Origin of the sequence: Lysinibacillus telephonicus, from assembly GCF_039654155.1 — a bacterium.
GTDB lineage: Bacteria > Bacillota > Bacilli > Bacillales_A > Planococcaceae > Ureibacillus > Ureibacillus telephonicus.
In genome coordinates this window covers 3,140,676-3,164,418 of the sequence record NZ_CP155468.1, presented here as the reverse complement: position 1 = coordinate 3,164,418, position 23,743 = coordinate 3,140,676, and the positions used below count along the sequence as shown (strand labels likewise).

General features: G+C 35.0%; 22 protein-coding genes. 18 read left to right on the top strand and 4 right to left on the bottom strand.

Translation table 11 applies throughout. The features are described from left to right. Nucleotides 1-50: 50 nt before the first annotated feature. The 9 genes from ezrA (at nucleotide 51) to MKY04_RS15205 (ending at nucleotide 10,465) form a co-directional block, all read left to right on the top strand. Complete coding sequence (ezrA, locus tag MKY04_RS15245; protein WP_346234664.1) at nucleotides 51-1,760, top strand: septation ring formation regulator EzrA; 1,710 nt, start codon at nucleotides 51-53, stop codon at nucleotides 1,758-1,760. A 421-nt stretch (nucleotides 1,761-2,181) separates the two neighbouring features. Further along, nucleotides 2,182-3,327, top strand: coding sequence for a cysteine desulfurase family protein (locus MKY04_RS15240; RefSeq protein ID WP_346234663.1), 1,146 nt, complete (start codon nucleotides 2,182-2,184; stop codon nucleotides 3,325-3,327). Continuing rightward, nucleotides 3,327-4,532, top strand: a complete 1,206-nt coding sequence (thiI, locus tag MKY04_RS15235; protein ID WP_346234662.1) for a tRNA uracil 4-sulfurtransferase ThiI — start codon at nucleotides 3,327-3,329, stop codon at nucleotides 4,530-4,532. Before MKY04_RS15240 ends, thiI begins: the two co-directional genes overlap by 1 nt. Before the next feature lie 96 nt (nucleotides 4,533-4,628). Next, complete coding sequence (locus MKY04_RS15230; RefSeq protein WP_126294623.1) at nucleotides 4,629-4,838, top strand: alpha/beta-type small acid-soluble spore protein; 210 nt, start codon at nucleotides 4,629-4,631, stop codon at nucleotides 4,836-4,838. Between the two features lie 207 nt (nucleotides 4,839-5,045). Beyond that, nucleotides 5,046-6,632, top strand: a complete 1,587-nt coding sequence (gene mbcS / locus MKY04_RS15225) for an acyl-CoA synthetase MbcS (protein ID WP_126294624.1) — start codon at nucleotides 5,046-5,048, stop codon at nucleotides 6,630-6,632. A 321-nt stretch (nucleotides 6,633-6,953) separates the two neighbouring features. After that, nucleotides 6,954-7,964 (top strand): signal peptide peptidase SppA, encoded by a 1,011-nt coding sequence (sppA, locus tag MKY04_RS15220; protein WP_126294625.1) that lies wholly within the window; start codon nucleotides 6,954-6,956, stop codon nucleotides 7,962-7,964. A 12-nt stretch (nucleotides 7,965-7,976) separates the two neighbouring features. Then, complete coding sequence (locus MKY04_RS15215; protein ID WP_126294626.1) at nucleotides 7,977-8,579, top strand: RDD family protein; 603 nt, start codon at nucleotides 7,977-7,979, stop codon at nucleotides 8,577-8,579. Between the two features lie 171 nt (nucleotides 8,580-8,750). Continuing rightward, a complete protein-coding gene (gene tpx / locus MKY04_RS15210; protein WP_126294627.1) occupies nucleotides 8,751-9,260 on the top strand; it encodes a thiol peroxidase in 510 nt (169 codons plus the stop codon). Nucleotides 9,261-9,535: 275 nt separating this feature from the next. Further along, nucleotides 9,536-10,465 carry a class I SAM-dependent methyltransferase gene (locus MKY04_RS15205; RefSeq protein WP_126294628.1) on the top strand — a complete coding sequence of 310 codons (930 nt, stop codon included), beginning with the start codon at nucleotides 9,536-9,538 and terminating at the stop codon, nucleotides 10,463-10,465. Nucleotides 10,466-10,689: 224 nt separating this feature from the next. Here the strand turns inward: MKY04_RS15205 and MKY04_RS15200 are convergent, their stop codons facing one another. Together MKY04_RS15200 and MKY04_RS15195 are read right to left on the bottom strand one after the other, a co-directional pair. After that, nucleotides 10,690-11,652 (bottom strand): acyltransferase family protein, encoded by a 963-nt coding sequence (locus tag MKY04_RS15200; RefSeq protein WP_185807736.1) that lies wholly within the window; start codon nucleotides 11,650-11,652, stop codon nucleotides 10,690-10,692. 210 nt (nucleotides 11,653-11,862) lie between these two features. Next, on the bottom strand, nucleotides 11,863-12,306 hold the full coding sequence (locus tag MKY04_RS15195) for a universal stress protein (RefSeq protein ID WP_126294630.1): 444 nt from the start codon (nucleotides 12,304-12,306) through the stop codon (nucleotides 11,863-11,865). A gap of 360 nt (nucleotides 12,307-12,666) precedes the next feature. On the opposite strand from MKY04_RS15195, the gene ald reads away from it, so the two are divergent. The 6 genes from ald (at nucleotide 12,667) to MKY04_RS15165 (ending at nucleotide 18,595) form a co-directional block, all read left to right on the top strand. After that, nucleotides 12,667-13,782 carry an alanine dehydrogenase gene (gene ald / locus MKY04_RS15190; protein WP_126294631.1) on the top strand — a complete coding sequence of 372 codons (1,116 nt, stop codon included), beginning with the start codon at nucleotides 12,667-12,669 and terminating at the stop codon, nucleotides 13,780-13,782. 190 nt (nucleotides 13,783-13,972) lie between these two features. Continuing rightward, the gene (locus tag MKY04_RS15185; protein WP_126294632.1) at nucleotides 13,973-15,145 is read left to right on the top strand and encodes an ABC transporter substrate-binding protein; all 1,173 of its coding nucleotides are present in this window, start codon (nucleotides 13,973-13,975) and stop codon (nucleotides 15,143-15,145) included. A 113-nt stretch (nucleotides 15,146-15,258) separates the two neighbouring features. Then, the gene (locus MKY04_RS15180) at nucleotides 15,259-16,140 is read left to right on the top strand and encodes a branched-chain amino acid ABC transporter permease (protein ID WP_126294633.1); all 882 of its coding nucleotides are present in this window, start codon (nucleotides 15,259-15,261) and stop codon (nucleotides 16,138-16,140) included. 4 nt (nucleotides 16,141-16,144) lie between these two features. Further along, nucleotides 16,145-17,098 (top strand): branched-chain amino acid ABC transporter permease, encoded by a 954-nt coding sequence (locus MKY04_RS15175; RefSeq protein ID WP_126294634.1) that lies wholly within the window; start codon nucleotides 16,145-16,147, stop codon nucleotides 17,096-17,098. Further along, a complete protein-coding gene (locus tag MKY04_RS15170) occupies nucleotides 17,098-17,871 on the top strand; it encodes an ABC transporter ATP-binding protein (RefSeq protein WP_126294635.1) in 774 nt (257 codons plus the stop codon). Before MKY04_RS15175 ends, MKY04_RS15170 begins: the two co-directional genes overlap by 1 nt. Next, nucleotides 17,864-18,595, top strand: coding sequence for an ABC transporter ATP-binding protein (locus MKY04_RS15165; protein WP_346234661.1), 732 nt, complete (start codon nucleotides 17,864-17,866; stop codon nucleotides 18,593-18,595). Before MKY04_RS15170 ends, MKY04_RS15165 begins: the two co-directional genes overlap by 8 nt. A gap of 55 nt (nucleotides 18,596-18,650) precedes the next feature. Here the strand turns inward: MKY04_RS15165 and MKY04_RS15160 are convergent, their stop codons facing one another. After that, nucleotides 18,651-19,742 (bottom strand): Xaa-Pro peptidase family protein, encoded by a 1,092-nt coding sequence (locus tag MKY04_RS15160; RefSeq protein ID WP_346234660.1) that lies wholly within the window; start codon nucleotides 19,740-19,742, stop codon nucleotides 18,651-18,653. 109 nt (nucleotides 19,743-19,851) lie between these two features. On the opposite strand from MKY04_RS15160, the gene MKY04_RS15155 reads away from it, so the two are divergent. Then, entirely contained in the window at nucleotides 19,852-20,532 is a 681-nt protein-coding gene (locus MKY04_RS15155; protein ID WP_126294638.1) for a metal-dependent hydrolase, read from the top strand. Between the two features lie 224 nt (nucleotides 20,533-20,756). After that, nucleotides 20,757-22,064 (top strand): DRTGG domain-containing protein, encoded by a 1,308-nt coding sequence (locus tag MKY04_RS15150; RefSeq protein WP_126294639.1) that lies wholly within the window; start codon nucleotides 20,757-20,759, stop codon nucleotides 22,062-22,064. Between the two features lie 322 nt (nucleotides 22,065-22,386). Here the strand turns inward: MKY04_RS15150 and MKY04_RS15145 are convergent, their stop codons facing one another. After that, a complete protein-coding gene (locus MKY04_RS15145; RefSeq protein ID WP_126294640.1) occupies nucleotides 22,387-22,692 on the bottom strand; it encodes a YtpI family protein in 306 nt (101 codons plus the stop codon). A gap of 105 nt (nucleotides 22,693-22,797) precedes the next feature. Here MKY04_RS15145 and MKY04_RS15140 point away from each other — a divergent pair, with 105 nt between their 5' ends. Then, nucleotides 22,798-23,742 (top strand): DHH family phosphoesterase, encoded by a 945-nt coding sequence (locus tag MKY04_RS15140; RefSeq protein ID WP_126294641.1) that lies wholly within the window; start codon nucleotides 22,798-22,800, stop codon nucleotides 23,740-23,742. The last annotated feature ends 1 nt before the right edge of the window (nucleotide 23,743 follow it).

The following is a 23,743-nucleotide window of genomic DNA, read 5'->3' as shown; positions in this document are numbered from 1 at the left end:
ATTATAGTTACAAAATAGCCAATGCAGTGATAAGGAATAGGGGGCTTACGATGAAGTATATCATCATTATTGTCATCGTACTATTAGCATTATTTTTTGTAGGGTTGTTTACCCGACGTAAACATACTGCTATTATACAGCGACTTGAAAATGAAAAAATGCAAATCCAGCATTATCCTATATTTGAGGAGCTAACAAAAGTAAAAGCTTTAAATATGAACGGTCAAACAGAAGAAATGTTTGAACATTGGCGGAATATGTGGACAGAAGTAATCGATGTTCATGTAATCAAAATTGATTCTATGCTTTTTGATGCTGAAGAATACATAGATCGCTTTAAATTTAAAAAAGCAACGCATGTTGAACGTGAAATCGAACAGTATATTGAAAAATGCGAGCAAAGTAAAAATCAAATTATACATGAATTAGATGAATTAATTGGCAGTGAAGAAAAAAATAGAATTGAAATTGAACAACTAAAAGAACAATATCGTTCTGCACGCAAAACATTATTAGCGCATCAATATTCCTTTGGCCCTGCTTTAAGTTCCTTAGAAAAATTAGTAGAACAAATTACGCCGAAATTCGATGAATTTGTTAACCTTACACAAGAAGGGAACTACTTGCAAGCGAGAGAAATAGTTCTTGCACTAAATAGTGAATCTCAAAATTTGTTCCACCTGTTGAATGAAGTTCCGACATTATTAACTGAAATTCAAACAAAAATTCCAAACGCTATACATGAATTAAGAAATGGCCAAAGGGAAATGGAAGAGCAATCTTTTTACTTGCGCCATTTAGAGCTTACAGAGTATTTAGATAAACTTGAAGCTGAATTAGAAACTTTGAAAAAGCAATTAGCAAATCTTGAAGTATCGATAGTAGCGCCCCGTATCGAGGAAATAAATGATGAAATTGAACATTACTATGATTTGCTTGAAAAAGAAGTACTTGCAAAAAATTATGTTGATAAAAATTGCGACCATACATTTACTTCATTAAATGAAGTATTGAAAGTAACAAAAGAAGTAAGTAATGAAACAGTTTATGTTCAAAATAGCTATCATTTATCTGAAAAGGAAGCTGAAATTCCTAAACTTGGATTGAAGCAACTTGAAGTAATTCAAAAAAGATATGAATTATTAGTATCACGGGTGCGTGAAGAGAAATCCGCATATTCAAGTTTGCAAGAAGAATTAATTGAAATTAGCGAAGAAATTGAACGCATTAAAGACGAGCAAGAGCAATTCTCTAATCGATTGAAAAATTTACGAATCGATGAAAATAAAGCAAGAGCTCAGCTGGATTCTCTGCGAAAGCTTTTACAAGATACAGATCGTCAACTAAATAAAGCAAATATACCTGGAATTCCAGAAGAAATGGATGCTCGTATTGAAGAAGCGGAGGAGCAATTGTTTATAGTAATGCAAAGTCTTCAGGAAGTTCCATTAAATATGCATCTAGTTCATAGTAATTTGCAAAATGCTGAAAAATGCATTCAAGAAGTAAATAGTCATGCAAAAGAAATGATTGAGAATGTTATGCTTATTGAAAGAATGATTCAATATGGAAATCGCTATCGTGCAACGAATCAGCGTGTACACCAGTTGTTGCTTGATGCAGAAGAAGCGTTCCATCAGTATCGTTACATAAAAGCATTAGAGGATGCAGCAGCAGCAGTTGAAGCAGCAGAACCAGGTGCTATAAAACGCATTGAAGAACTTGTTCAAGAAGAAATGTATGCAAAATCACAAAGCTAGTTAGTATACGACTATTGACAAAGACGTTATAATATAAGAAAAGCGCAAGCGATGGTCGACAATAACGCCACGTCCCGGTTCTGCAGTTGTGCTTTCGTCAATTGCTGTTGTGGCATTGTCAATACTAGTACCTCATGCTCATCGTAAGGCTTGAATAGAAAGCATCTTTGCAGCTTTCATCGGAGGGCAGAACGTGACTTCGACGGGCTTGGTGCTTACACTAGACATTTTTCAAAATAAGAATTAAGGGGCTGTCCAGAAAGTAGAATTTCTGAACAGCCTTTACTTTGTTAACAAGATAGTACTTAAATGTATTTTCTTGGAATGGCCGGAAATATCGTCATCTTTGTGCAAAGGGAGACATCCCATAATTTTTTGGACGGCCCCATCCTTATAAAGTAAAAAAGAAAGTAGGATACCAATGATCTATTTAGACAACAGTGCTACAACAAAACCACATAAAGAGGTTTTAGATACATTTGTTCAGGTAAATGAATCTTTTTATGCCAACCCAGCTTCTATTCACGAAGCTGGTGTTGATGCTAATACATTGCTGGATCGAGCTCGCAGTCAAATAGCAAAAATTCTTCATACTGAAGATAAGTACGTTCTCTTTACAGCAGGAGGAACTGAGTCAAATAACTTTGCAATATTTGGCGTTCCAAAAGCAAATACTCATAGAGGGAAACATATAATTACAACTGAAATTGAACATCCGTCCATATTAGAAGCAATTAAAGCATTACAAAAGGATGGTTATGAAGTTGATTATTTGCAAGTTGATGAAACTGGTGTAATCTCCCTGGAAGAACTTCAGCAAAAAATTAGAAAAGATACTGTTCTTGTGAGTATTATGCACGTAAACAATGAAATTGGTGCAATACAACCAATTGAACAGGCTGCAAAAATTATTCATGAAAATAGTCGTGCAGTATTTCATGTTGATGCTGTCCAAAGCTTTGGTAAACTTCCTATTTATTTTAATGCAGACGCAGGTCCTGATATCATTTCTATCTCTGGTCATAAAATTCATGGTTTAAAAGGCTCTGGAGTAATTGCATTTAGAAAAAAAATGAATATTATTCCACTGCTGCTTGGCGGTGGACAAGAAAGTGGATTACGCAGTGGAACAGTTGCAGTTCCCCAAGCTGTTGCATTGGCAAAAGCTTCTCGAATCGCTACAGAACAATTAGAAAAAAACATGGATAAATATCGAAAATGGCATAATGACTTAATTAAATTTTTAACGGAATTCGGTGATAATATTCATTTATTATCGACGAAAAATGGTGCACCACACATATTATCCTTTAGTGTTAAAGATTTAAAAGGAGAAATACTAATTAATGCATTACAAAATAGAGGAATCATTGTATCTACTTCAAGTGCTTGTTCATCTAGACAAAAGAAAACAAGCCATGTAGTAGAAGCATTAAAAATTGATCAGCCCTTTAAAAAAGGAGTTATTCGATTAAGTTTCGGTGCTTTAAATACAGATGAGGATATTGATGAATTTAAAAAAGCTTTCACAAGCATTATGAAAGAGTTAAAAGGAGAAAATTATTAATGATTTGGAAAGAGATTTTAATCCGCTATGGAGAACTTTCTACAAAAGGTAGAAATAAAAAGGATTTTATTAGTAGACTTCGCACAAATATTCGCCATACATTTTCAGATATCGGGCAGCTCAATATCTTAACTGAGCGAGATCGAATGCATATAGAAATAGAGAATGAAGAACAATACGATGTTTTGATGGAAAGATTGCCAAAAGTATTTGGGATTCAATCATTTAGTCCAGTTGCAATTTGTGAAAAAAATTTAGAGGACATGAAAAAGTTAGCGTTAACTGTGATGGAACAATTTAAAGATCGACAAATCACATTTAAAGTGGAAGTTCGTCGTTCAGATAAATCATTTCCTTTAGAATCTCATGAACTTCAACGTGAAATTGGCGGCGCTGTACTAAGTAAAAACCCAAATATTTCAGTGAATGTGAAAAAACCGGATGTAGAGCTGCGTGTAGAGGTGCGAAAAGATGCAATCTATATGATGGCACAAATTATTCAAGGTGCAGGTGGAATGCCTGTTGGTTCAAACGGCAAATCGCTTCTTATGTTATCAGGAGGAATTGATAGTCCTGTTGCTGGTTATCTGCTAATGAAGCGTGGAGTACGTTTAGAGGCAATCCATTTCTTTAGTCCACCTTATACAAGTGATAATTCATTGCAAAAGGTGAAAGATTTAGCAAATGAATTAACGAAATTCGGTGCAAACATTCGGCTTCATGTCATTCCATTCACAGAAATACAAGTCCTTATCAAGGAACGAGTACCAGCTAATACAATTATGACAACCACAAGAAGATTGATGATGCGTATTGCTGATAAAGTAAGAGAAGATATTGGTGCACTGGGAATTGTTACAGGCGAAAGTTTAGGACAAGTTGCGAGCCAAACATTAGAGAGCTTAACAGCTATAAATGATGTAACAAATACACCAATATTAAGACCGCTTATCGCATTCGACAAACTTGAAATTATTGATATAGCAGAGCAAATTGGGACGTATGAAACATCTATTCGACCATATGAGGATTGTTGTACAATCTTTACACCTGCAAATCCGAAAACAAAACCGAAAGTTGAAAAAGTAAACTACTATGAAAGCTTTACTGAATTTGATGAATTGATTGAACGTGCAGTACGAAATCGTGAAGTTTACAAGTTCCCGGAACAGAAGAAAAAAGATAAATTTGAAGATCTATTATAGCCAAGATTTGAAAAGAACTAGAACAATTTACCTCTCACCTTTTGTGTATTAAAAATCTGATATCGCACATTCTATATGCACAAGGAGGTGAGAGACATGGCTTCAAACAACAGCGGAAGAAACAAGCTTACAGTACCTGGTGCTGAGCAAGCATTAGATCAAATGAAATATGAAATCGCGCAAGAGTTTGGTGTTCAACTCGGACCTGAAGCGTCTTCTCGTGCAAACGGGTCAGTCGGAGGAGAAATTACTAAACGTCTTGTACAAATGGCTGAATCACAATTACGTGGTACATCTGGCCAATAAGAATTAAAATAGGGCTAGTAGCATTTATGCTGCTAGCTTTTTAATATGTTTTTTTATACTTAGTATGAGCATTTATTATCTATTTTTTATGGTAAATTTGCACTTAATACGAAATTAACTCTCTTTCGAGGAATATTTTGATATTTTAAATGAATATAATTATAATTAGAATAATGTATCTAAATAGATACTCGAAGGGGGATTATGATGAAAAGAGAAGATTTATTAGCTCCTGAGAATTACAATATAGTAGATGAGATTGAAAAATATGCTAGAACTGATAAGAAAATCGCATTAATAATTCATCAAGAAAACGGAGAAATAAAAAGAATATCGTATTCGGATTTAATTAAAAAAGCAAATAAAATTGCTAATTTATTTAAAAGTAATGGACTAAAAAAAGGTGATGTCATACTAATAATGGTACCACGCTCAGAAGAAGCATATATTACATACATCGGAGCGTTAAAAGCAGGACTAACAATTATCCCGAGTTCTGAAATGTTAAGAGCGAAGGATATTGATTATCGTATATCCCACTCTAATGCAAAGGCAATTGTCGCATTTGAAAACGAAATTGCACAATTCGATGATGTGCAAAATTTAGGTGGATTAAAACTTTTTGTATATGGAGAATCACAAGAACAGTGGATTTCAATTAACAATAATTTAGATAATTTATCGGATGAATTTGAGGGTGTTGGAACGAAAAATTCTGATATCGCATTTTTATCTTATACAAGTGGAACAACGGGGAATCCAAAAGGTGTAGTTCATTCACACGGTTGGGGATATGCTCATTTACGTACAACTGCTGCACATTGGTTAGGTGTAGAAGAAGGTGATATTGTTTGGGCAACTGCAGCTCCTGGCTGGCAAAAGTGGATTTGGAGTCCTTTCTTAGCAACTTTGGGAAGCGGTGCGACAGCATTTGTTCATATTGGACGGTTTGAGCCGCAAGAATATCTTCAAATGCTGCAAGATTATCAAATAAACGTATTGTGTTGTACACCAACTGAATATCGTTTAATGGCAAAGGTTGATCAACTATCACAATATGACTTATCCAGCATTAAAAGTGCAGTATCAGCTGGAGAACCGTTGAACAGTGAAGTAATCAATAAATTTTTAGAAGTATTTTCTCTTCAAGTTCGAGATGGATATGGACAAACGGAAAATACATTGTTAGTCGGTACATTAATTGATATGAAACCAAAACCAGGTTCAATGGGTAAACCAACGCCGGGCAATATAGTAGAGGTAATTAATGACCTAGGTGAACCGACTAAACCAGGTGAAGTAGGCGATATTGCTGTTCACTCTTCAACACCAGCTTTATTTAAAGGCTATTTAAAAGAGGAAGAGCGTACTAAAAGTCAATATCGTGGTGAATGGTTCTTAACAGGAGATCGTGCATATAAGGATGAAGACGGTTATTTTTGGTTTGAAGGACGTGGAGATGATATTATCATTTCTTCAGGTTATACAATTGGTCCGTTCGAAGTAGAGGATGCCCTAGTAAAACATCCAGCAGTAAAAGAATGCGCGGTAGTTGCAAGTCCAGATGAGATTAGAGGCAATATCGTTAAAGCATTCGTCGTTTTAAGAGACCCTCTGTTAAAATCGAGTCCTACTATAATTAAAGAATTACAGGATCATGTAAAAACGATTACTGCTCCTTATAAATATCCAAGAGCAATCGAGTTTATCGATGAATTACCGAAAACATCATCCGGAAAAATTAGAAGAATTGAGCTGCGTCAAAAGGAGCTAAGTAAGGAAATTCATCAATAAAATAAAAATTCTTTCATTATTTCCTAGGGAATAATGTCGAAATAAAGAGGCTAAAAAGTGGTTAATAACTAACTTTTTAGTCTTTTTTGTATTGTATTTAAGGGATAAACCATTGCGTAAGCAAAATGAAGTGGTTTTTGTTAATATTTTATAGAGAATTATAAAAAGAAGTTTTCATTGCAAATACTACGTAGAATCACTTGAAATCTACAATACATAGCTTTTTTATGAACTCTTTTAAGTAAAATTTAAAAAAAGATGAAATTTTTTGAAACAAATGGTTAACAAATACGTATGTATGGATGGAGGAGGAATTATTAAATGAATACAAAAAGATGGCTTGCTTTAGGATTTGCAGTAGTTTTACTTGTTTTTTCAATTGGTATTAACACCGTTTTTACTATGCTAAAAACAAATTTCTTTAGTGATTTTGATAGTCTAATCAGTACAGAAACAGAAATGTTTGAAACGGTATTAGAACCAGGAGACTTTGATCAGCGAATTGCTTTACTATCAGTAGACGGAACAATACAGGATATTGGTTCAAGCACTGCATGGAGTACGGTTGAATATGACCATCAGGCTTTCTTAGCTCAATTAGAAAATATTTTATATGATGACACAATTCAAGCTGTTGTACTAGAAGTTAATTCACCAGGCGGCGGTGTTATTGAATCAGCTGAAATTCACGATAAACTGGTTGAAATTAAAGAACAAAGAAATATTCCGATTTATGTTTCAATGGGTTCATATGCTGCTTCAGGAGGTTATTACATATCAGCACCAGCAGATAAAATATTTGCACATCGTGAAACAATTACCGGCTCAATAGGTGTTATTATGCAAAGTTATAATTTCGCGGAATTAGCCGATAAGGTTGGAATTAAATTTGAAACAATTAAATCCGGCGAACATAAGGATATGTTTGGCGGTACAAGAGAAACAACAGAAGAAGAAAAAGCTATGGTTCAGGAAATGATAAACGAGTCTTATGAGGCGTTTGTTGATGTAGTTGAACAAGGTAGAGGAATGTCTGAAGCGGATGTGAAAAAAGTGGCAGACGGAAGAATTTTAGGTGGTTCTCAAGCTGTAAAAGCAGGACTTGTTGATGAACTTGGCGGCCTTGAGGAAACAATTGCATCAATTCGTGCAGATTATGGTTTAGAAGATGCAGAGTTATTTGAGTACGACACTAGCTATGGAGACTTTACATCATTACTAGGAGTTAAGATCGGTTCGTTCTTCGGACTTTCAGCTGAGGAGCAATTAATCAAAAAGTTAATGGCGTCAAATGAAGTACCTAGAATGATGTACTTATATGGTGAATATTAAGGAGGGGATTAGATGTCACATTTAGAAAATGGAGACTCAAATGTTAATGATATTGAAACAAGTGAAGAATCCTCTCTGGAACTAGAACAACATACTACAAAAACAATTGTGGATCATTATGAAGAAAAAACGGCTGGTTTTTGGATAAGATTTTGGGCTTTTGCTTTTGATTCATTAATTGTAAGTGCAATAGTGGGTATATTAGTAAAACCAATTTTCCACCTTTTTGACTGGAGTTTATCAGAATCAAACTGGTATGCCCCAATGACGATTATTTCAGCGGTATTCTATTACAGCTATTTCGTTATTACAACAAAGATTTGGCAACAAACAGTTGGGAAAATGATTTTTGGCATTAAAGTGAAACGGGTAGATGGTGAGAAGTTGGACTGGTTGACAGTCTTATTCCGTGAAATAATTGGCCGTTTTATTTGTAATACAATCACCATTATTTATATAATGGTTGCATTTATGCCGAAAAATAATGGATTGCAAGATATAATTGCTGACACAATTGTTGTACATGAAAAGGTATATATGAAAAATAAAAAGGAAGTTATTACAGAGAGAGCAGAAGATTACGGATCGGAAAACTCTATCACACCATCAATGTAATTATTAAGTAAGAGAAAATTACAGCACAAATATTGCTTTTGTCTGAAGTTCATGGCCCTGCTTTAAGCGCTATTTTTATTAAGTGGTTTCACGTTAAATATTGTAAGATAAGTTATTTGCAAAAATGGAAATATCTTTAGTAAGATTAGATAATAAAAGGAGGTTTTCATAATGGCTCAAGTAACATTTAAAAATAGTCCTGTAACACTAGTAGGAAATGAAGTAAAAGTAGGGGATAAAGCACCAGACTTTACTGTATTAGCAAACGATTTATCGGAAGTTAGCTTAAAGGATTCTGAGGGAAAAGTCCGTTTAATTGCTTCTGTTCCTTCATTAGATACAGGTGTGTGTGATGCTGAGACACGTAGATTCAATGAAGAAGTATCAAGCTTAGGTGGAGATGTAGCATTTTATACAGTATCTGTTGACTTGCCTTTTGCACAAAAAAGATGGTGTGCAGCAGCAGGCATTGATGGAGTAAATACTGTATCAGATCACCGTGATTTATCATTTGGAGAAGCTTATGGTGTGCATATGAAAGAATACCGTCTACTTGCACGTGCAGTATTTGTTATTGATAAAGAAGGTACGGTTACATATGTAGAGTATGTTCCAGAAGGTACAAGTCATCCGAATTATGAAGCTGCAATTGAAGCTGTTAAAGCTGAATTAGCGAAATAATATTGTTTAACTTTCGTAATTTATTATAGTAATATAAGATAGTGTCGTTATGTCAAACAAATTTGATGTTTATTTTTATTTGGTGAATCACTAATGACCGAATGAAGATAAAGCCTCCAGCGGATGCAACGGATTTAGTAGAGGAAATGACTCAAAATCCGGACACATATAGCTGTACTCAAGCGACAGGTGAAATTTCGCTAAGGCGTAATTGATTTATAAATGTTGACCCACTCAATTTCTGAGTGGGTTGTTCATTTAAAAAGGAGTTTATTATGGAAAAGTTTGAGCAAATATTTTCGTATATTAATGAGAAAGCAGAAAAATATGAACAAAGTGAAAGCATTTCTTTTTTAGAGGGTGTTTTACAATCTTTAGAGAACATACTCGATGAAAAAGATACATGGATAGGAAAAGACGCTTCAAAAGAAGAAATTCGAAAAGCTATCCAAATTGCTATTTTAAAGGGTATGCGAAAAACTTCACAGCCAAATCATCAAATGACCCCTGATACACTAGGTATTTTAGTTGGCTACTTTGTTGAGCAATTTTATGAAGATCAATTAAAAAATAGCCAATTATCTGTATTGGATCCCGCTTTAGGAACAGGAAATTTACTGCTTACTGTAATGAACTTACTTGATGGGAAGGTTTCAGCAACTGGTATTGAGGTGGATGAGTTGCTCATTAGGTTAGCTGCAGATACTGCTGAATTAATTGAACAGCCAGTAGTACTTTATCATCAAGATGCACTGCAAAAAATGCTAGTGGATCCTGTAGATGCAGTTGTTTGTGATCTGCCAGTTGGATATTACCCGAATGAAGAAGTAGCGCTTGATTATGAATTATGCGCACATGAAGGGATGAGCTATGCTCACCATCTATTTATTGAACAATCAATGAATCATACTAAAGATGGCGGCTACTTATTCCTTCTAATACCAGCCAATTTATTTGAAACAGAGCAAGCAAAGGATTTACATAAATTCTTAAAAAAGCATGCCTGGATTCAAGCAGTCATTCAGCTACCAGAAAATTTATTTGCTTCAAAGGCACATGAAAAAAGTTTACTTATTATACAAAAACAAAGTAAAACCTTAAGAGCACCACGTGAAGTGCTATTAGCGAAAGTTCCAAACATGTCCAATAAACAAGCATTATCGATGTTTTTTGAAAAGGTGCAAGTGTGGAAGAAAAACAAATAAATAAAAGAGCAGGGACTTTTCAGAAATTCAAATTTCTGATATAGTCCCTGCTTTTTTACTGAATAAGAAAGTAATAATGTCTAGCTCCAGCGCCCAGCCCCTCGGTCGAAAGCTGCAAAGATGCCTTCGATTCGGATCCTCCGACGTACAGGGATGTACAAGTGCCGACAATGCCACAGGACGTGGCGTTCTTGTCGGGGCTAAACAGGGCGCTTGCGCTTTTCTTATTTCACCTTACAAACTTTATATACGATTTTTACAATGGCTGGTCTAGATAAAATATATACAATCACTAAACCAATAATGAAAACAATCCAATATTGATTTTTATCCTCAATAAAGGTTTTTAATGAGGATGCTTCAAAAATTCGAACTAGGGCCATATGCAATAAATAGATCGACATAGTGTTTTTTCCAATTGATGTAAAAAATACTTCTCTTCTTGGAACAAGTGCTAAAAACATATAAGTTGCAGCTGCCATTCCAATATATGCAACGAAACGATTAGCCCAAGCAAATTGCAGCAAGGAGAATGTCATCTCATCATAGGATCTTTTGCCAAGTAACCATTGACTAAAGTCTATCGGTACAAAGAAATAAATTACAACAAACAGTAAAACAGCAAGTAAAGCTCCAATGATAGTGTTGGTACGTGTTTTTAATTTCTCAAAATGATTTTTTTGAAGATAATATCCCATCAAGAAGAAGGGGAAGAAGAAAAACGTTCTTGAGATACTTAAAAATTCACCAACATATGCATCATAACCAATTAGTAATGAAATGATTATAGCAAGCGGCAACCCGTATTTAATTTTTCCAAAGAAGTAAAGCAATATATTCCAAAGGATTAAGCTTATTAAAAACCATAGAGCCCAACGCGGGATAAAGAAACTAAGACTAATCGTATCATCGAAGATAAAGTAATAGTATAAGCTATATCCAACTTGTAAAAGAGCATATGGCAGTATTAATTTTCTTACGAGTTTAGATATATATCCTGGCTCATATACCTTTTTAGAAAAGTATCCGGAAATTAATATAAAAGCCGGCATGTGAAACATATAAATAAATAAGTAAATACTATCAATGAGATGATCATTGTGTAAAAACTTAGACAACATATGGCCAACTACTACTAGAAAAATTAAGATGGCTTTTGCGTTATCAAAATATGCAATTCTATTCAAAACAACTCTTTCCTTACAAAGTAAATTTTTAACTAATGAATCTATCAAGTAGCTAAAGAGGAATAACCTTAATTGTTTTACCATAATTAAAATTATTATTCTACTAATATAACAAAAAAATGATAAAAAAAAATCAGAGAGCTAAATAGCACTCTCTGATTTTAATAGAATTTAAGTCAAATTACGCTTATAAGTTACAAAATGATTAAATTATTCAGGTGTACGAACTACCAATACGTCGCATTTTGAGGAACGTACAATTGCTTCTGATACTGAACCAATAAGGAATCGTTCTACGGCATTTAAACCTGTTGCACCACAAACAATTAAATCAGCGTCTACTACTTTAGATAACTCTTTTGTAATAATAGTTTTTGGTGAACCATACTCTATAATAGCGTTTACATTTTTAACACCAGCAGTTTCAGCTTGTTTTTTATAGCCATCTAAAAGCTCTTCGGAAAATTTTTGAGCACGCTCTGCAATAGAACGATCGTAAGCCTCGATAGAAGCAAAAGAACGAGTGTCAATAACGTTTACCAAGTTTAGTTTTGCATCGTTATTTCTTTTGGCAATCTCGATTGATTTCTTAAATGCATATTCAGCTTCTTTTGAACCATCTACAGCTACTACGATACTTTTATATTCAGTCATTTTAATTCCTCCTTTTTATTTGCTTTTATTATATCAAACAGTAATTTAAATCAAATGTAATTTTACAAAAATATGTAAATGTTTCACAAAGTATTCTAAATAAATACATAATTTTGTAATTTTTATAAATAGTCTCCATATTACGTCTTTCGTTAACTTAATAAAAATGAATAGATTAAAATTTTAGAGGGAAAAATCTATTTGTTAACAAAATACTCTGCCTATTTCTTACATTTTATTTTTTTTTAATTTCTTTCGAGGTGACTTGATTTTTGCAACTATCAATTTTCAGAATAATTGGTATTATAGAATTAATTGAGTAAAAAACTAAAAAATTTAACAACAGGGAGAGAAATAACAATGAAAATAGGAGTACCTAAAGAAATAAAAAATAATGAAAATCGTGTAGCAATGACACCTGCTGGAGTTGTTTCACTAATAAGCGCGGGCCATGAAGTTTATATCGAAACTGACGCTGGTTTAGGATCTTCATTTACAAATGAGGACTATCTTGCAGCAGGTGCAACTATAGTTAAAACTGCAAAAGAAGCATGGTCACAGGAAATGGTTATGAAAGTAAAAGAACCTATTCCAAGTGAATATCAATACTTTCGTGAAGGTTTAATTCTATTTACTTACCTACACTTAGCACCAGAGTTGGAACTAACACAAGCTTTACTAGACAACAAAGTTATTGGTATTGCTTATGAAACAGTTCAATTACCTAATAGATCACTGCCACTACTAACTCCTATGAGCGAAGTTGCTGGTAAAATGTCAGTACAAATTGGTGCTCAATATTTAGAAAAAATGAACGGTGGCAAAGGAATTTTATTAGGGGGAGTTTCTGGTGTGCCTCGTGGTAAAGTAACCATTGTTGGCGGAGGTATGGCAGGTACTAATGCTGCGAGAATTGCAGTTGGTATGGGAGCAAATGTAACAATATTAGATTTAAATCCAGAGCGACTTCGCCAATTAGAAGATATTTTTGGACATTCCGTACAAACATTGATGTCAAACCCTTATAACATTGCCGAGTCAGTAAAGGATTCGGATTTAGTAATTGGCTCTGTATTAATTCCAGGTGCAAAAGCGCCGAAACTTGTTACAGAGGAGATGGTTAAGTCAATGCGCCCTGGCTCTGTTATTGTTGATATTGCAATTGACCAAGGAGGCAGCTTCGAAACAACTGACCGTGTGACGACACATGATAATCCAACATATATAAAGCACGGTGTAGTGCATTATGCAGTTGCCAATATGCCAGGTGCAGTTCCTCGTACATCAACAATTGCATTGACAAATAATACCGTCCCTTATGCATTGCAAATTGCCAATAAAGGGTATAAAAAAGCTTGTATTGAAAATGAAGCATTGAAAAAGGGAATTAATACTTTAGAGGGCAATATTGTATACAAAGCTGTTGCAGATGATCAAGGACGTGACTATGTACCAGTAGATAATCTTTTGAAATAAGAACACTTAATTTTCTACTACTTGAAAGGGAAATTCTTCTTCAAGTAGTTTTTTTATTCAAAAATAATTTTAATATAATCTAGAGTTATCAGAAAATATTAATTATTTAGACAGATTATATTTACTTTTACATGAAAATGTAATTTAATAGAATTACTCTATTAAAATGTATAAATCTAGGGGGACTAAAATGAAAGTATTAGTTAGAAAGACAATTGGAATTATGACAGTTTTAATGTTATTTATACTTGCAGCTTGCAGCGGTACAAGTACAGAAACTGGGACAGAAAGTGAAAGTGGAGATAATACAGAGCAAGCAAGTGGAACATTATCTGCAAAAATAGGAGTTGTTTCTTATTTAACGGGTGCAGGGGCAGCATACGGAGAAGCAATTACTCAAGGGCTTAAGTTAGCACAAGAAGAGATAAATGAACAAGGTGAAGTAAATATTGAATTAGTAATTGAGGATTCAGCAGGAGAGGCTGACCAAGCACTTTCAGCAGCACAAAAATTAATGAATGATGATGAGATTCTTGCAATTATTGGACCAACTTTAAGTACAGAATTTTTAGCAGTTGCACCAGAAGCAGATTTAAACGGTATTCCAATTATCGGTACATCTACAACAGTTGATGGCATCCCTGAAATTGGAGACTATGTATTCAGAAATGCAATTCCAGAATCTTTAGCAATTCCAGCAGCGATGGAAAAAGCTGTTGAAAGAACAAATGCAAAAAAGGTTGCCTTAATTTATGGAAATGATGACGCAGTAACAAAAGGCGGCTTTGAAGTAATGGAAAGAACTGCAAAAGAAATGGGTCTTGAAATCGTAGCGACTGAGACATTCCAAAAAGGTCAAAGTGATTACAACGCTCAATTAACAAAAATTAAAAATGGAAATCCTGATTTAGTTTTAGCTTCTGCTTTATACAATGAAGGTGCAGTAATTATGGACCAAGCTCGTAAAATGGGTATTGATGTACCTTTCGTAGGTGGAAATGGATTCAATTCACCACAAGCAATCGAAATTGCAGGAGAGGCAGCTAATGGTTTAATTGTTGGTACACCATGGTTTGGAGAATCTGATGATCCAAAAGTAGTTGAATTTAATGAAAAGTATGAGGCAAAGTTTGGAAAATTACCTGACCAATTCGCCGCACAAGCTTATGATGCATTATACATTTATGCAGATGCATTAAAAAGAGCAGGCGAAGCGGATCGTGATGTATTCAGAGATGCTTTAGCAGAAACGAAAGATTTAGAAGGGTTATTAGGAAACTTCTCATTTGATGAAATTGGAGACGTTGTAATGGACGTTACAGTTCTAGAAATAAAAGACGGAAAATTCGTTGAATTTGAATGATTTAGAATCATACAACTATAAAAATACGAGCATACTTGTATGCTCGTATTTAATAAAAGAATTTTAATTTTACAAACTGAATTTACAATAATGCTTTTAAAGGATGAGTGATTTTGCTACTAGAACAATTAGTTAACGGGATTACCCTGGGCAGCATTTATGCAATTGTCGCCCTTGGCTTTACCCTTGTATTTGGGGTATTAGGAATTATTAATATGGCCCATGGTGAAATCTTCATGGTTGGGGCATTTGTAGGAGTTATGACTACGAGTGTGTTAGGTTGGCCACTATGGTTAGCATTTATTGCATCTATAGTTGTTACTGGAATACTGGGTTATTTATTAGAGCGTATAACGCTGCGCCCATTAAGAGGGAAAAAAGGTGTTTCCCATTTAGCTCCTTTAATAAGCACGATTGGTGTATCGATATTACTTGAAAATTTATCCCATCATATTTTTGGGGCAGGAAATCAACCTTTTAGATCGTCATTTGCAGAAATAAGTATAGAAATTGGATCAATAACAATTTATCTTGTACAAATTGTTATTTTTGCTATTTCTATTTTATTAATGATTGGATTGACTATTTGGCTTTCAAAAACGAAAGCTGGTAAAGCGCTGAGAGCAACTGCTGAGAATTTAGAAACTGCTAGTATTCTAGGTGTAGATACGAAAAAAATTATTACTTTGACAGTGATTATTGCTTCTGCTATGGGTGGAATTGCTGGGATTTTAGTAGGAATGGCATTTAACTCTGTCAGTCCACAAATGGGTCTGTCAATGGGGTTAAAAGGACTTGCTATCATTATTTTAGGCGGAATGGGAAATGTTAAAGGTGCAATGGCAGGCGGTTTAATTCTAGGCTTGTCTGAAACCTTCCTTGTTGCTTTTGGTGATTCAGGTTATCGAGATGCTATTGCATTTATTATGATAATTTTCATCCTTTTATTAAGACCACAAGGAATTTTCGGTTCGAAGATAGCAGAAGGCAGGTGATTTCATGTTAGCAGATATAATTAATCCATATTTTTTACAAATCTTATCTTTTATACTAATAAATATACTTCTAGCAATAAGTGTATATGTACCATTATCCTCTGGGCAGCTATCATTAGGAAGTGCCGGTTTTATGGGAGTTGGTGCATATACATCTGCTCTATTGACTATTCATTTTGATATCCCACTTATTATCGGCATTCTAGCAGGTGCTTGTGTTGCTGGCATCCTTGGAATAATAGTAGGTATACCATCACTTCGCCTTTCAGGTGTTTATCTAGCGATTGCCACTTTAGGGCTTGGTGAAGTAATACGTGTAATTTTTGTTAACTGGGAATCATTAACTAAAGGTTCTATCGGATTAACGGGAATTCCGCAAATGGGTAGGGAAATATTAAATTTTGCAAAAGGATTTGGATTTGACCCAGCAATGATTGGACTTAAAAGCAACCAATTTGTTTATTTGGTTATTGTTCTTATCCTGCTGCTTTTAGTTATAGCAACCATTTGGTTTGTAGTACGTCAACAAAATTCGCGTGTGGGCAGGTCATTATCATCGATTCAGATGGATGAAAAAGCTGCTGAGTCAATGGGGATAAATATTACTTATTATAAAGTACTATCTTTCACACAAGGTGCATTTTTGGCAGGCTTGGCGGGTGCATTGTTTGCACATGTAATGGGTTATATTTCGCCTTCCGATTTTTCCTACCACCGTGCAGTAGAGATTTTAATTTTCACAGTTTTTGGAGGCAGTGAAGTTATTTTAGGAGCTGTTTTTGGAGCAACATTTTTAACGCTGGTTCCTGAAGTATTACGCTTTATTAGCGACTATCGATATATCATTTACGGAATAGTACTGATTATTTTAATGGCGGTGCGTCCTCAAGGTATTTTTGATATTCATCTATTAAATAGACTCAAAGGGTTAAAACGTTCAAAAGGAGGGGTACGTTAATGGTTCTTAAAATACAAAACGTCTCAAAAAACTTTGGCGGTATTAACGCTTTGAAAGATGTAACATTTTCAATCAATGAAGGGGAAATATACGGTTTAATTGGTCCAAACGGTGCCGGTAAAACGACGATGTTTAATTTAATTACTAATATCTTCGAACCAACTTCCGGCGAAATTATCTTTAATGGAGAAAATATTACTGCTTTAAAATCATATAAAATTACGGAAAAAGGGATTTGTCGTACGTATCAAAATATTCGCCTCTTTCCACAAATGTCAGCATTGAAAAATGTAATGGTTGGAGGTCATTGCCGCAGTAATGCTGGTGTATTTAGCAGTGTTTTTCGAACTAAATCACAACGCAAGGAAGAACAGGAACTAACAAAAAAAGCAGAAGAGCTTCTAGAATTAGTCGGCTTATTGGAATTTAAGGATACTTTTGCTGAAAATTTAGCTTATGGTCAGCAGCGAAGACTTGAGATTGCACGTGCATTAGCGAGCAATCCTAGTTTATTGCTGTTAGATGAACCAGCAGCAGGAATGAACGAAAAGGAAACGGATAGTTTATATGATTTAATTAAAATGGTGCAATCAATGGGTATTACAGTATTAATCATTGAGCATGATATGCCGCTTGTTATGAAGCTATGTGACCGAATAACAGTTCTTAACTTTGGAGAGAAATTGGCAGAGGGTACACCTGAGGAAATTCAATCGAATGAAGCAGTAATTGAAGCCTACCTCGGTAAGGAGGAGGAAGAAGAAATTGCTTAAATTAACAAATATAGAAACCTATTATGGTCAAATTCAAGCTTTAAAAGGGATAGATTTAGAAGTTAATGAAGGTAAAATTATTACACTTCTTGGTGCGAACGGTGCAGGCAAATCCACTACAATGAAGACAATTGCTGGATTATTAAAGCCTAAAAAAGGAACAGTAGAATTTTTAGGTGAAAATGTAACAGGCTTGCGACCTGATCAATTGCTGAGAAAGGGAATTGCACTAGTTCCTGAAGGCCGTGCTATTTTATCGACCATGACAGTTATTGAAAATTTGGAAATGGGTGCATACCACCGGAAAGATAAAGATGTAAAAGATGAAATAGAACATGTAATGCAACGTTTCCCAATCTTAAATGAGCGTCAGTCTCAGATGGCTGGTACATTATCAGGTGGGCAGCAGCAAATGCTGGCAATTGCCCGCGCTTTATTGTCTAAGCCAAAATTATTACTGTTAGATGAGCCTTCTATGGGTCTTGCTCCATTAATTGTCGCAGAAATTTTCAACATAATTAAGGAAATTAAGGAGGCAGGTACAACTGTTCTTCTTGTTGAGCAAAATGCAAAACAAGCATTGAAAATTGCTGATTATGGCTATGTTATGGAAACAGGGAAAATAATTATCGAAGGCAAAGCTTCGGACTTATTAGAAGACCCAAGAATTGTAGAAGCCTATCTAGGAAGAAAATCAACTTCTGATGACAAAATACCGGGCTAAAATAGCAGTTTAATCTATTTAAAAGGGATCCAAAAACTTGGATCCCCTTATTATTTTAACCTAATACAACCAAATCTTTTGTAAACTTCGTTAATACTTCAACACCTGACTCGGTTACGACAACATCATCTTCAATCCGAACGCCAGTTACTCCTTCTTTATAAACACCTGGTTCAATTGTAAATACCATTCCAGGTAATAGCTCCATTTCGTTCGTTCCAGTTACTGATGGGAATTCATGAACAGAAATTCCAAGACCGTGACCTAATCTATGTGTAAAATATTCTCCATAGCCGGCTTCAGTTATAGTATCGCGTGCAATTTTATCTAAATCCATGGCTTTAACACCCGGTTTAACTGCTGCAATGGCATTTTCATTTGCGCTGCGTACCGTGTTGTAAATAGATTTTTGTTCTTCTGATGGTTTACCAAAAGCAACAGTTCGAGTAATATCTGAACAATAGCCTTCGTATATAACTCCTAAATCGAATAAAATCATATCGCCCTTTTGGATTTTGCGGCTCCCAGGTGTTCCGTGTGGAGATGCAGTTTTTGGTCCTGAAAGGACCATCGTATCAAACGACATACTGCATCCTTTTTCTTTAATGGCATTTTCAATTGCAGTTAAAATTTCCATTTCAGTTTTCCCTTCTGCAATTTCTTTGCACCCTACTTCTATTGCATAGTCTGCAAGTCTAGCAGCTTCTCGCATTTTCTCTAGTTCAGAATCGTCTTTAACTACACGCATATCGTTTATTTTGCCGTCGAGGCGGGCAAAATTTGCTTGTGGATAAACTGCTTGCAATGCTTCTAGACGTTCTACTGTTAAGTGTGATTTTTCAATCGCTAAAGTCGCAATCTCCACATTACGTGATTTTACAGCATCTGCAAGTTTGTCCCATGCGTTATCAGTATCTAAGTGTCCAACTGTCTCATAAGTCCAGCCAGAAGCTTTAGCATCGGGAACTTCCATTTGCGGACAAATTAATAATGGTTCTGCCTCCTTGAATATCATCACACCAAGTAAGCGTTCATGAGGGTTGCTTTTAAAGCCTGAAAAATAAAAAACATTATCAGGTGTAGTAATAAAAGCTGCATCATACTCATGAAGCTGTAAATAACTTTGCAAATTTTGAAGTTTATTCATAAAAAATCCTCCTCAAGAGATGTATGTCTAATAGTATAGCAAAAAGAAGGAAAAAAAGGGTTCGAAATAGAATAATGTTATTGAAGTGAAACGTTAAGGAGGATAAATAATGGAATTATCTTTTCATGGACATTCAATTGTCAAAATAAAAACGAATGGCACGAATATTATTATCGATCCATTTATTCGTGGAAATAATATGACAGACTTAAAAGTAGAAGAAGAATCACCAGATGTTATCCTGCTAACTCATGGGCATAATGATCACGTAGGAGATACAGTAGAATTAGCAAAGGCAAATAATTCATTGGTAGTAGCTCCTAATGAACTTGCAAACTATTTATCATGGCAAGGAGTAAATGCTCATCCTATGCATATTGGTGGTTCTTATCAATTTGACTTTGGGAAGGTGAAATATACACAAGCATTCCATGGATCTTCTTATGTAACAGAAAACAATGAGATCATTTATACTGGTATGCCAGGTGGAATTTTATTTTATGCTGAAGGGTTAACTATTTATCATGCAGGAGATACAGCCCTTTTTGGCGATATGAAGCTTATCGGAGAAAGAAACGAAATTGACGTTGCTTTTATACCTATTGGCGATAACTTTACGATGGGTCCTGAGGATGCAGCTTATGCAGTTTCCTTATTAAAACCAAAAACAGTAGTACCGATTCATTACAATACATTCCCTCTTATTAAACAAGATCCAAAAGTATTTGCTGAATTAGTAAAAGAAAGTGAAGTGCAAATATTAGAAGCAGGTGGAACAGTAGTTTTATAATGGAATAAAGATTTTAAAGTTGACAAAAGACAGCTTCCATCAGTTTATGTAGTCTATTATTGCAGATTGAAAGGGGTTGACCAAAAAGTTGTTTTGGACAACTCCTTTTCACTGTTCATTAAAATGTTTAATTTTAAACAATATTATAGGCTCCTTTTATCAATACATAATTGAAATATGTTACACTAATGGCAAGTAAGATAGATGAGAAATAGGTGATTACCGTGTCAACAAAACATGAGAAAATATTACAGTACATCGAATCATTGCCAGTTGGCGATAAAATTTCAGTACGTCAAATTGCAAAGGAAATGCAAGTAAGTGAAGGTACAGCATATCGTGCAATTAAAGAAGCTGAGAATCGTCGTTTAGTAAGCTCAATTGAACGTGTTGGAACGATTCGAATTGAAAAAAAGAAAAAAGAAAATATTGAACGCTTAACTTTTGCTGAAATAGTAAATATTGTGGACGGGCAAGTTTTAGGTGGTAAATCGGGGTTACATAAAACTTTAACTAAATTCGTTATTGGTGCAATGCAGTTAGATGATATGATGCGCTACACTGATGCAGGGAGCCTCTTAATAGTCGGGAACCGTTTTAAAGCACATGAAAATGCACTAAAGGCTGGCGCTGCTGTGCTAATTACAGGTGGCTTTGATACAACGGAGGAAAACAAAAGACTCGCAGACGAATTAGAGCTGCCCATCATTTCGTCAAGCTACGATACATTTACAGTAGCCACGATGATAAACCGTGCAATCTATGACCAATTAATTAAAAAAGACATTTTATTAATCGAAGATATTTATGTTCCGATAGAGGAAACAGCAACATTGAAAAATACAGATTTGATTGCTGATTTCCATAATTTAAATTTAAAAACTTCCCATGGAGCTTTCCCTGTTGTAACAGGAGCCAATAAATTAGTGGGGATGATTACAGTAAAGGACGTTATCGGTAAAGAGGAATCAGAATCAATTGATAAAGTTATGACAAAAAATCCGATTTCCGGATCGATGAAAACAAGTGTTGCTTCTGCTGGTCACCGAATGATTTGGGAAGGAATTGATTTACTGCCTATCGTAAATGATGAAGGTATTCTTAAAGGTGTCATCAGTCGGCAAGATGTGTTGAAAGCATTGCAGCATGCACAAAGACAGCCTCAGCATGGTGAAACAATTGATGATTTAGTGAAAAGTGAAATCAAAGTGTTAGGCGAAGAGGATGTAGTAGTTGAATTTACAGTTACCCCGCAAATGACTAACCAATACGGTGCTATTTCTTATGGCGCCTTTACTACTCTTCTCTCTGAAGTCGGTTCATTCGCGTTAAAAAGAAGAAAACGAGGGGATGCGGTTGCAGAAAATATGACAATATACTTTCTTAAACCAATCCAAATGGAAAGTGTGCTAACTGTAGTTCCACATATTTTAGATATGAGTCGAAAATTTGTAAAAATGGATTTCGATATCTATAATGAGACAACCCTAGTTGGTAAAGCAATGATGATGTTCCAATTATTAGAACGATAATTAAAAGCGGAAGCGCCCCGGTTAGCCCCGCGTCGGCAAGAGCGCCCCGTCCTGTGGCATCGCCGACATGACTCACATCGTGTGAGCCTCAAGCGCTGGCCGACAAAAACGCCATATCGCATGTCTTGTCGGGCTTGCACATCCGTGTGCGGCGGATGGCCCGAATCGAAAGCGTCTTTCAAGCTTTCGACCGAGGGACAGAAGCGACCTCGAGGGGCTTGCGCGCTGAAGCTAGACAATATTCAAAAAAGCTACACTTTGCAACCTTAAAAGAAAAAAGGGTGATCCCAAATTTTATGTTTTGGTTCACCCATCCTAATTATTATTTATTAAGTTCATACTCTTCTTGGACAAATCGTCCTTCATGACGAGCACGTTTAAAGTTGGAGTAAGCTTCCATAAACCCTACAACGATGAAAACCGTAGCAATTGCAAATCCCACTAGAGTTGGATAAATAATGCATGTATTTAACCCGAAAGCAATTATAAACATACCTAATGCTACACCTGCTTTTGCTTTATACCATTTTTTACGAATGGGTAAAGTAGAACGGAATTGTTTTGTTTTATAATAAAAATAAGCAGCAAATGATAAAACAATTAAAAATACGAAAATATAATTTAACATTTTAAACCTCCCATAAAAGCAACACACTGAATTTATTGTAACGATTTTTTTAGAAAAATGCTAACACATAACAAAAAAAATAGAGATAATAGGGGGAAATCCATTTTGAAACGACAAATCATCGACAAAATTGAACAGTATGATACAATTATCATTCACCGCCACGTGCGACCAGATCCGGATGCATACGGTTCCCAAATCGGACTAAAAAAATTATTAGAGATAAACTATCCAAATAAATCAATTTTTGCAGTAGGTATGCATGATCATACGTTAGACTTTCTAGCAAGTCCTGATGAAATTGAGGATGAAGTATTTCAAAATGCACTAGTTATCGTAACAGATACAGCAAATACAGATAGAATTGATGATTCACGTTATTCAAAAGGAGCTTTCCTAATAAAAATTGATCATCACCCAAATGATGATGCTTACGGTGATTTACTATGGGTTGATACAAATGCAAGCTCATGCAGTGAGATGATCTATGAGTTGTTTATGGAAGGGTCTGAATATAAAAATTGGCAATTGTCCGATGCAGCTGCTCGATTGCTGTTTGCCGGTATCGTAGGGGATACAGGGAGATTCTTATATCCAAGTGCATCAGTAAAAACTTTTGAGATTGCTGGTCAATTGATTCGTAATAACTTTGATCGCAATGAAGTGTTTAATGGATTATATGAAAAGGATCCAAACCTACTTCAGCTTCAAGGTTATATGTATCAAAATTTTGATATGGATGATAATGGAGCTGCCTATATAAAACTATCAAAAGAAATATTGCAGAAGTTTCAAGTAACACCTTCTGACACATCATTATTAGTAGGATCGTTAAGTAATATTAAAGGCGTAAAAGCGTGGGTAATTTTAGTTGAAGAAACAGATCAAATTCGAGTTCGATTACGTTCGAAAGGCCCTATTATTAATGAGTTAGCGAAAAGATACCATGGCGGGGGACACCCGCTTGCTTCAGGTGCAACAGCTTTTTCTTGGGAAGAGGCTGACCGTGTTATTGAAGATTTAAAAGAAATTTGCCGCAATTATAAATAAA

What these genes read in the sequence shown, in the direction of transcription:
- MKY04_RS15240 (WP_346234663.1), top strand. Translation starts at nt 2,182, where the DNA reads ATGATCTATTTAGACAACAGTGCTACAACAAAACCACATAAAGAGGTT.
- MKY04_RS15205 (WP_126294628.1), top strand. Translation starts at nt 9,536, where the DNA reads ATGGAAAAGTTTGAGCAAATATTTTCGTATATTAATGAGAAAGCAGAA.
- MKY04_RS15185 (WP_126294632.1), top strand. Translation starts at nt 13,973, where the DNA reads ATGAAAGTATTAGTTAGAAAGACAATTGGAATTATGACAGTTTTAATG.
- MKY04_RS15195 (WP_126294630.1), bottom strand. Translation starts at nt 12,306, where the DNA reads ATGACTGAATATAAAAGTATCGTAGTAGCTGTAGATGGTTCAAAAGAA.
- thiI (WP_346234662.1), top strand. Translation starts at nt 3,327, where the DNA reads ATGATTTGGAAAGAGATTTTAATCCGCTATGGAGAACTTTCTACAAAA.
- MKY04_RS15160 (WP_346234660.1), bottom strand. Translation starts at nt 19,742, where the DNA reads ATGAATAAACTTCAAAATTTGCAAAGTTATTTACAGCTTCATGAGTAT.
- mbcS (WP_126294624.1), top strand. Translation starts at nt 5,046, where the DNA reads ATGAAAAGAGAAGATTTATTAGCTCCTGAGAATTACAATATAGTAGAT.
- sppA (WP_126294625.1), top strand. Translation starts at nt 6,954, where the DNA reads ATGAATACAAAAAGATGGCTTGCTTTAGGATTTGCAGTAGTTTTACTT.
- MKY04_RS15170 (WP_126294635.1), top strand. Translation starts at nt 17,098, where the DNA reads ATGGTTCTTAAAATACAAAACGTCTCAAAAAACTTTGGCGGTATTAAC.
- MKY04_RS15215 (WP_126294626.1), top strand. Translation starts at nt 7,977, where the DNA reads ATGTCACATTTAGAAAATGGAGACTCAAATGTTAATGATATTGAAACA.
- MKY04_RS15175 (WP_126294634.1), top strand. Translation starts at nt 16,145, where the DNA reads ATGTTAGCAGATATAATTAATCCATATTTTTTACAAATCTTATCTTTT.
- MKY04_RS15155 (WP_126294638.1), top strand. Translation starts at nt 19,852, where the DNA reads ATGGAATTATCTTTTCATGGACATTCAATTGTCAAAATAAAAACGAAT.
- MKY04_RS15230 (WP_126294623.1), top strand. Translation starts at nt 4,629, where the DNA reads ATGGCTTCAAACAACAGCGGAAGAAACAAGCTTACAGTACCTGGTGCT.
- tpx (WP_126294627.1), top strand. Translation starts at nt 8,751, where the DNA reads ATGGCTCAAGTAACATTTAAAAATAGTCCTGTAACACTAGTAGGAAAT.
- ald (WP_126294631.1), top strand. Translation starts at nt 12,667, where the DNA reads ATGAAAATAGGAGTACCTAAAGAAATAAAAAATAATGAAAATCGTGTA.
- MKY04_RS15145 (WP_126294640.1), bottom strand. Translation starts at nt 22,692, where the DNA reads ATGTTAAATTATATTTTCGTATTTTTAATTGTTTTATCATTTGCTGCT.
- ezrA (WP_346234664.1), top strand. Translation starts at nt 51, where the DNA reads ATGAAGTATATCATCATTATTGTCATCGTACTATTAGCATTATTTTTT.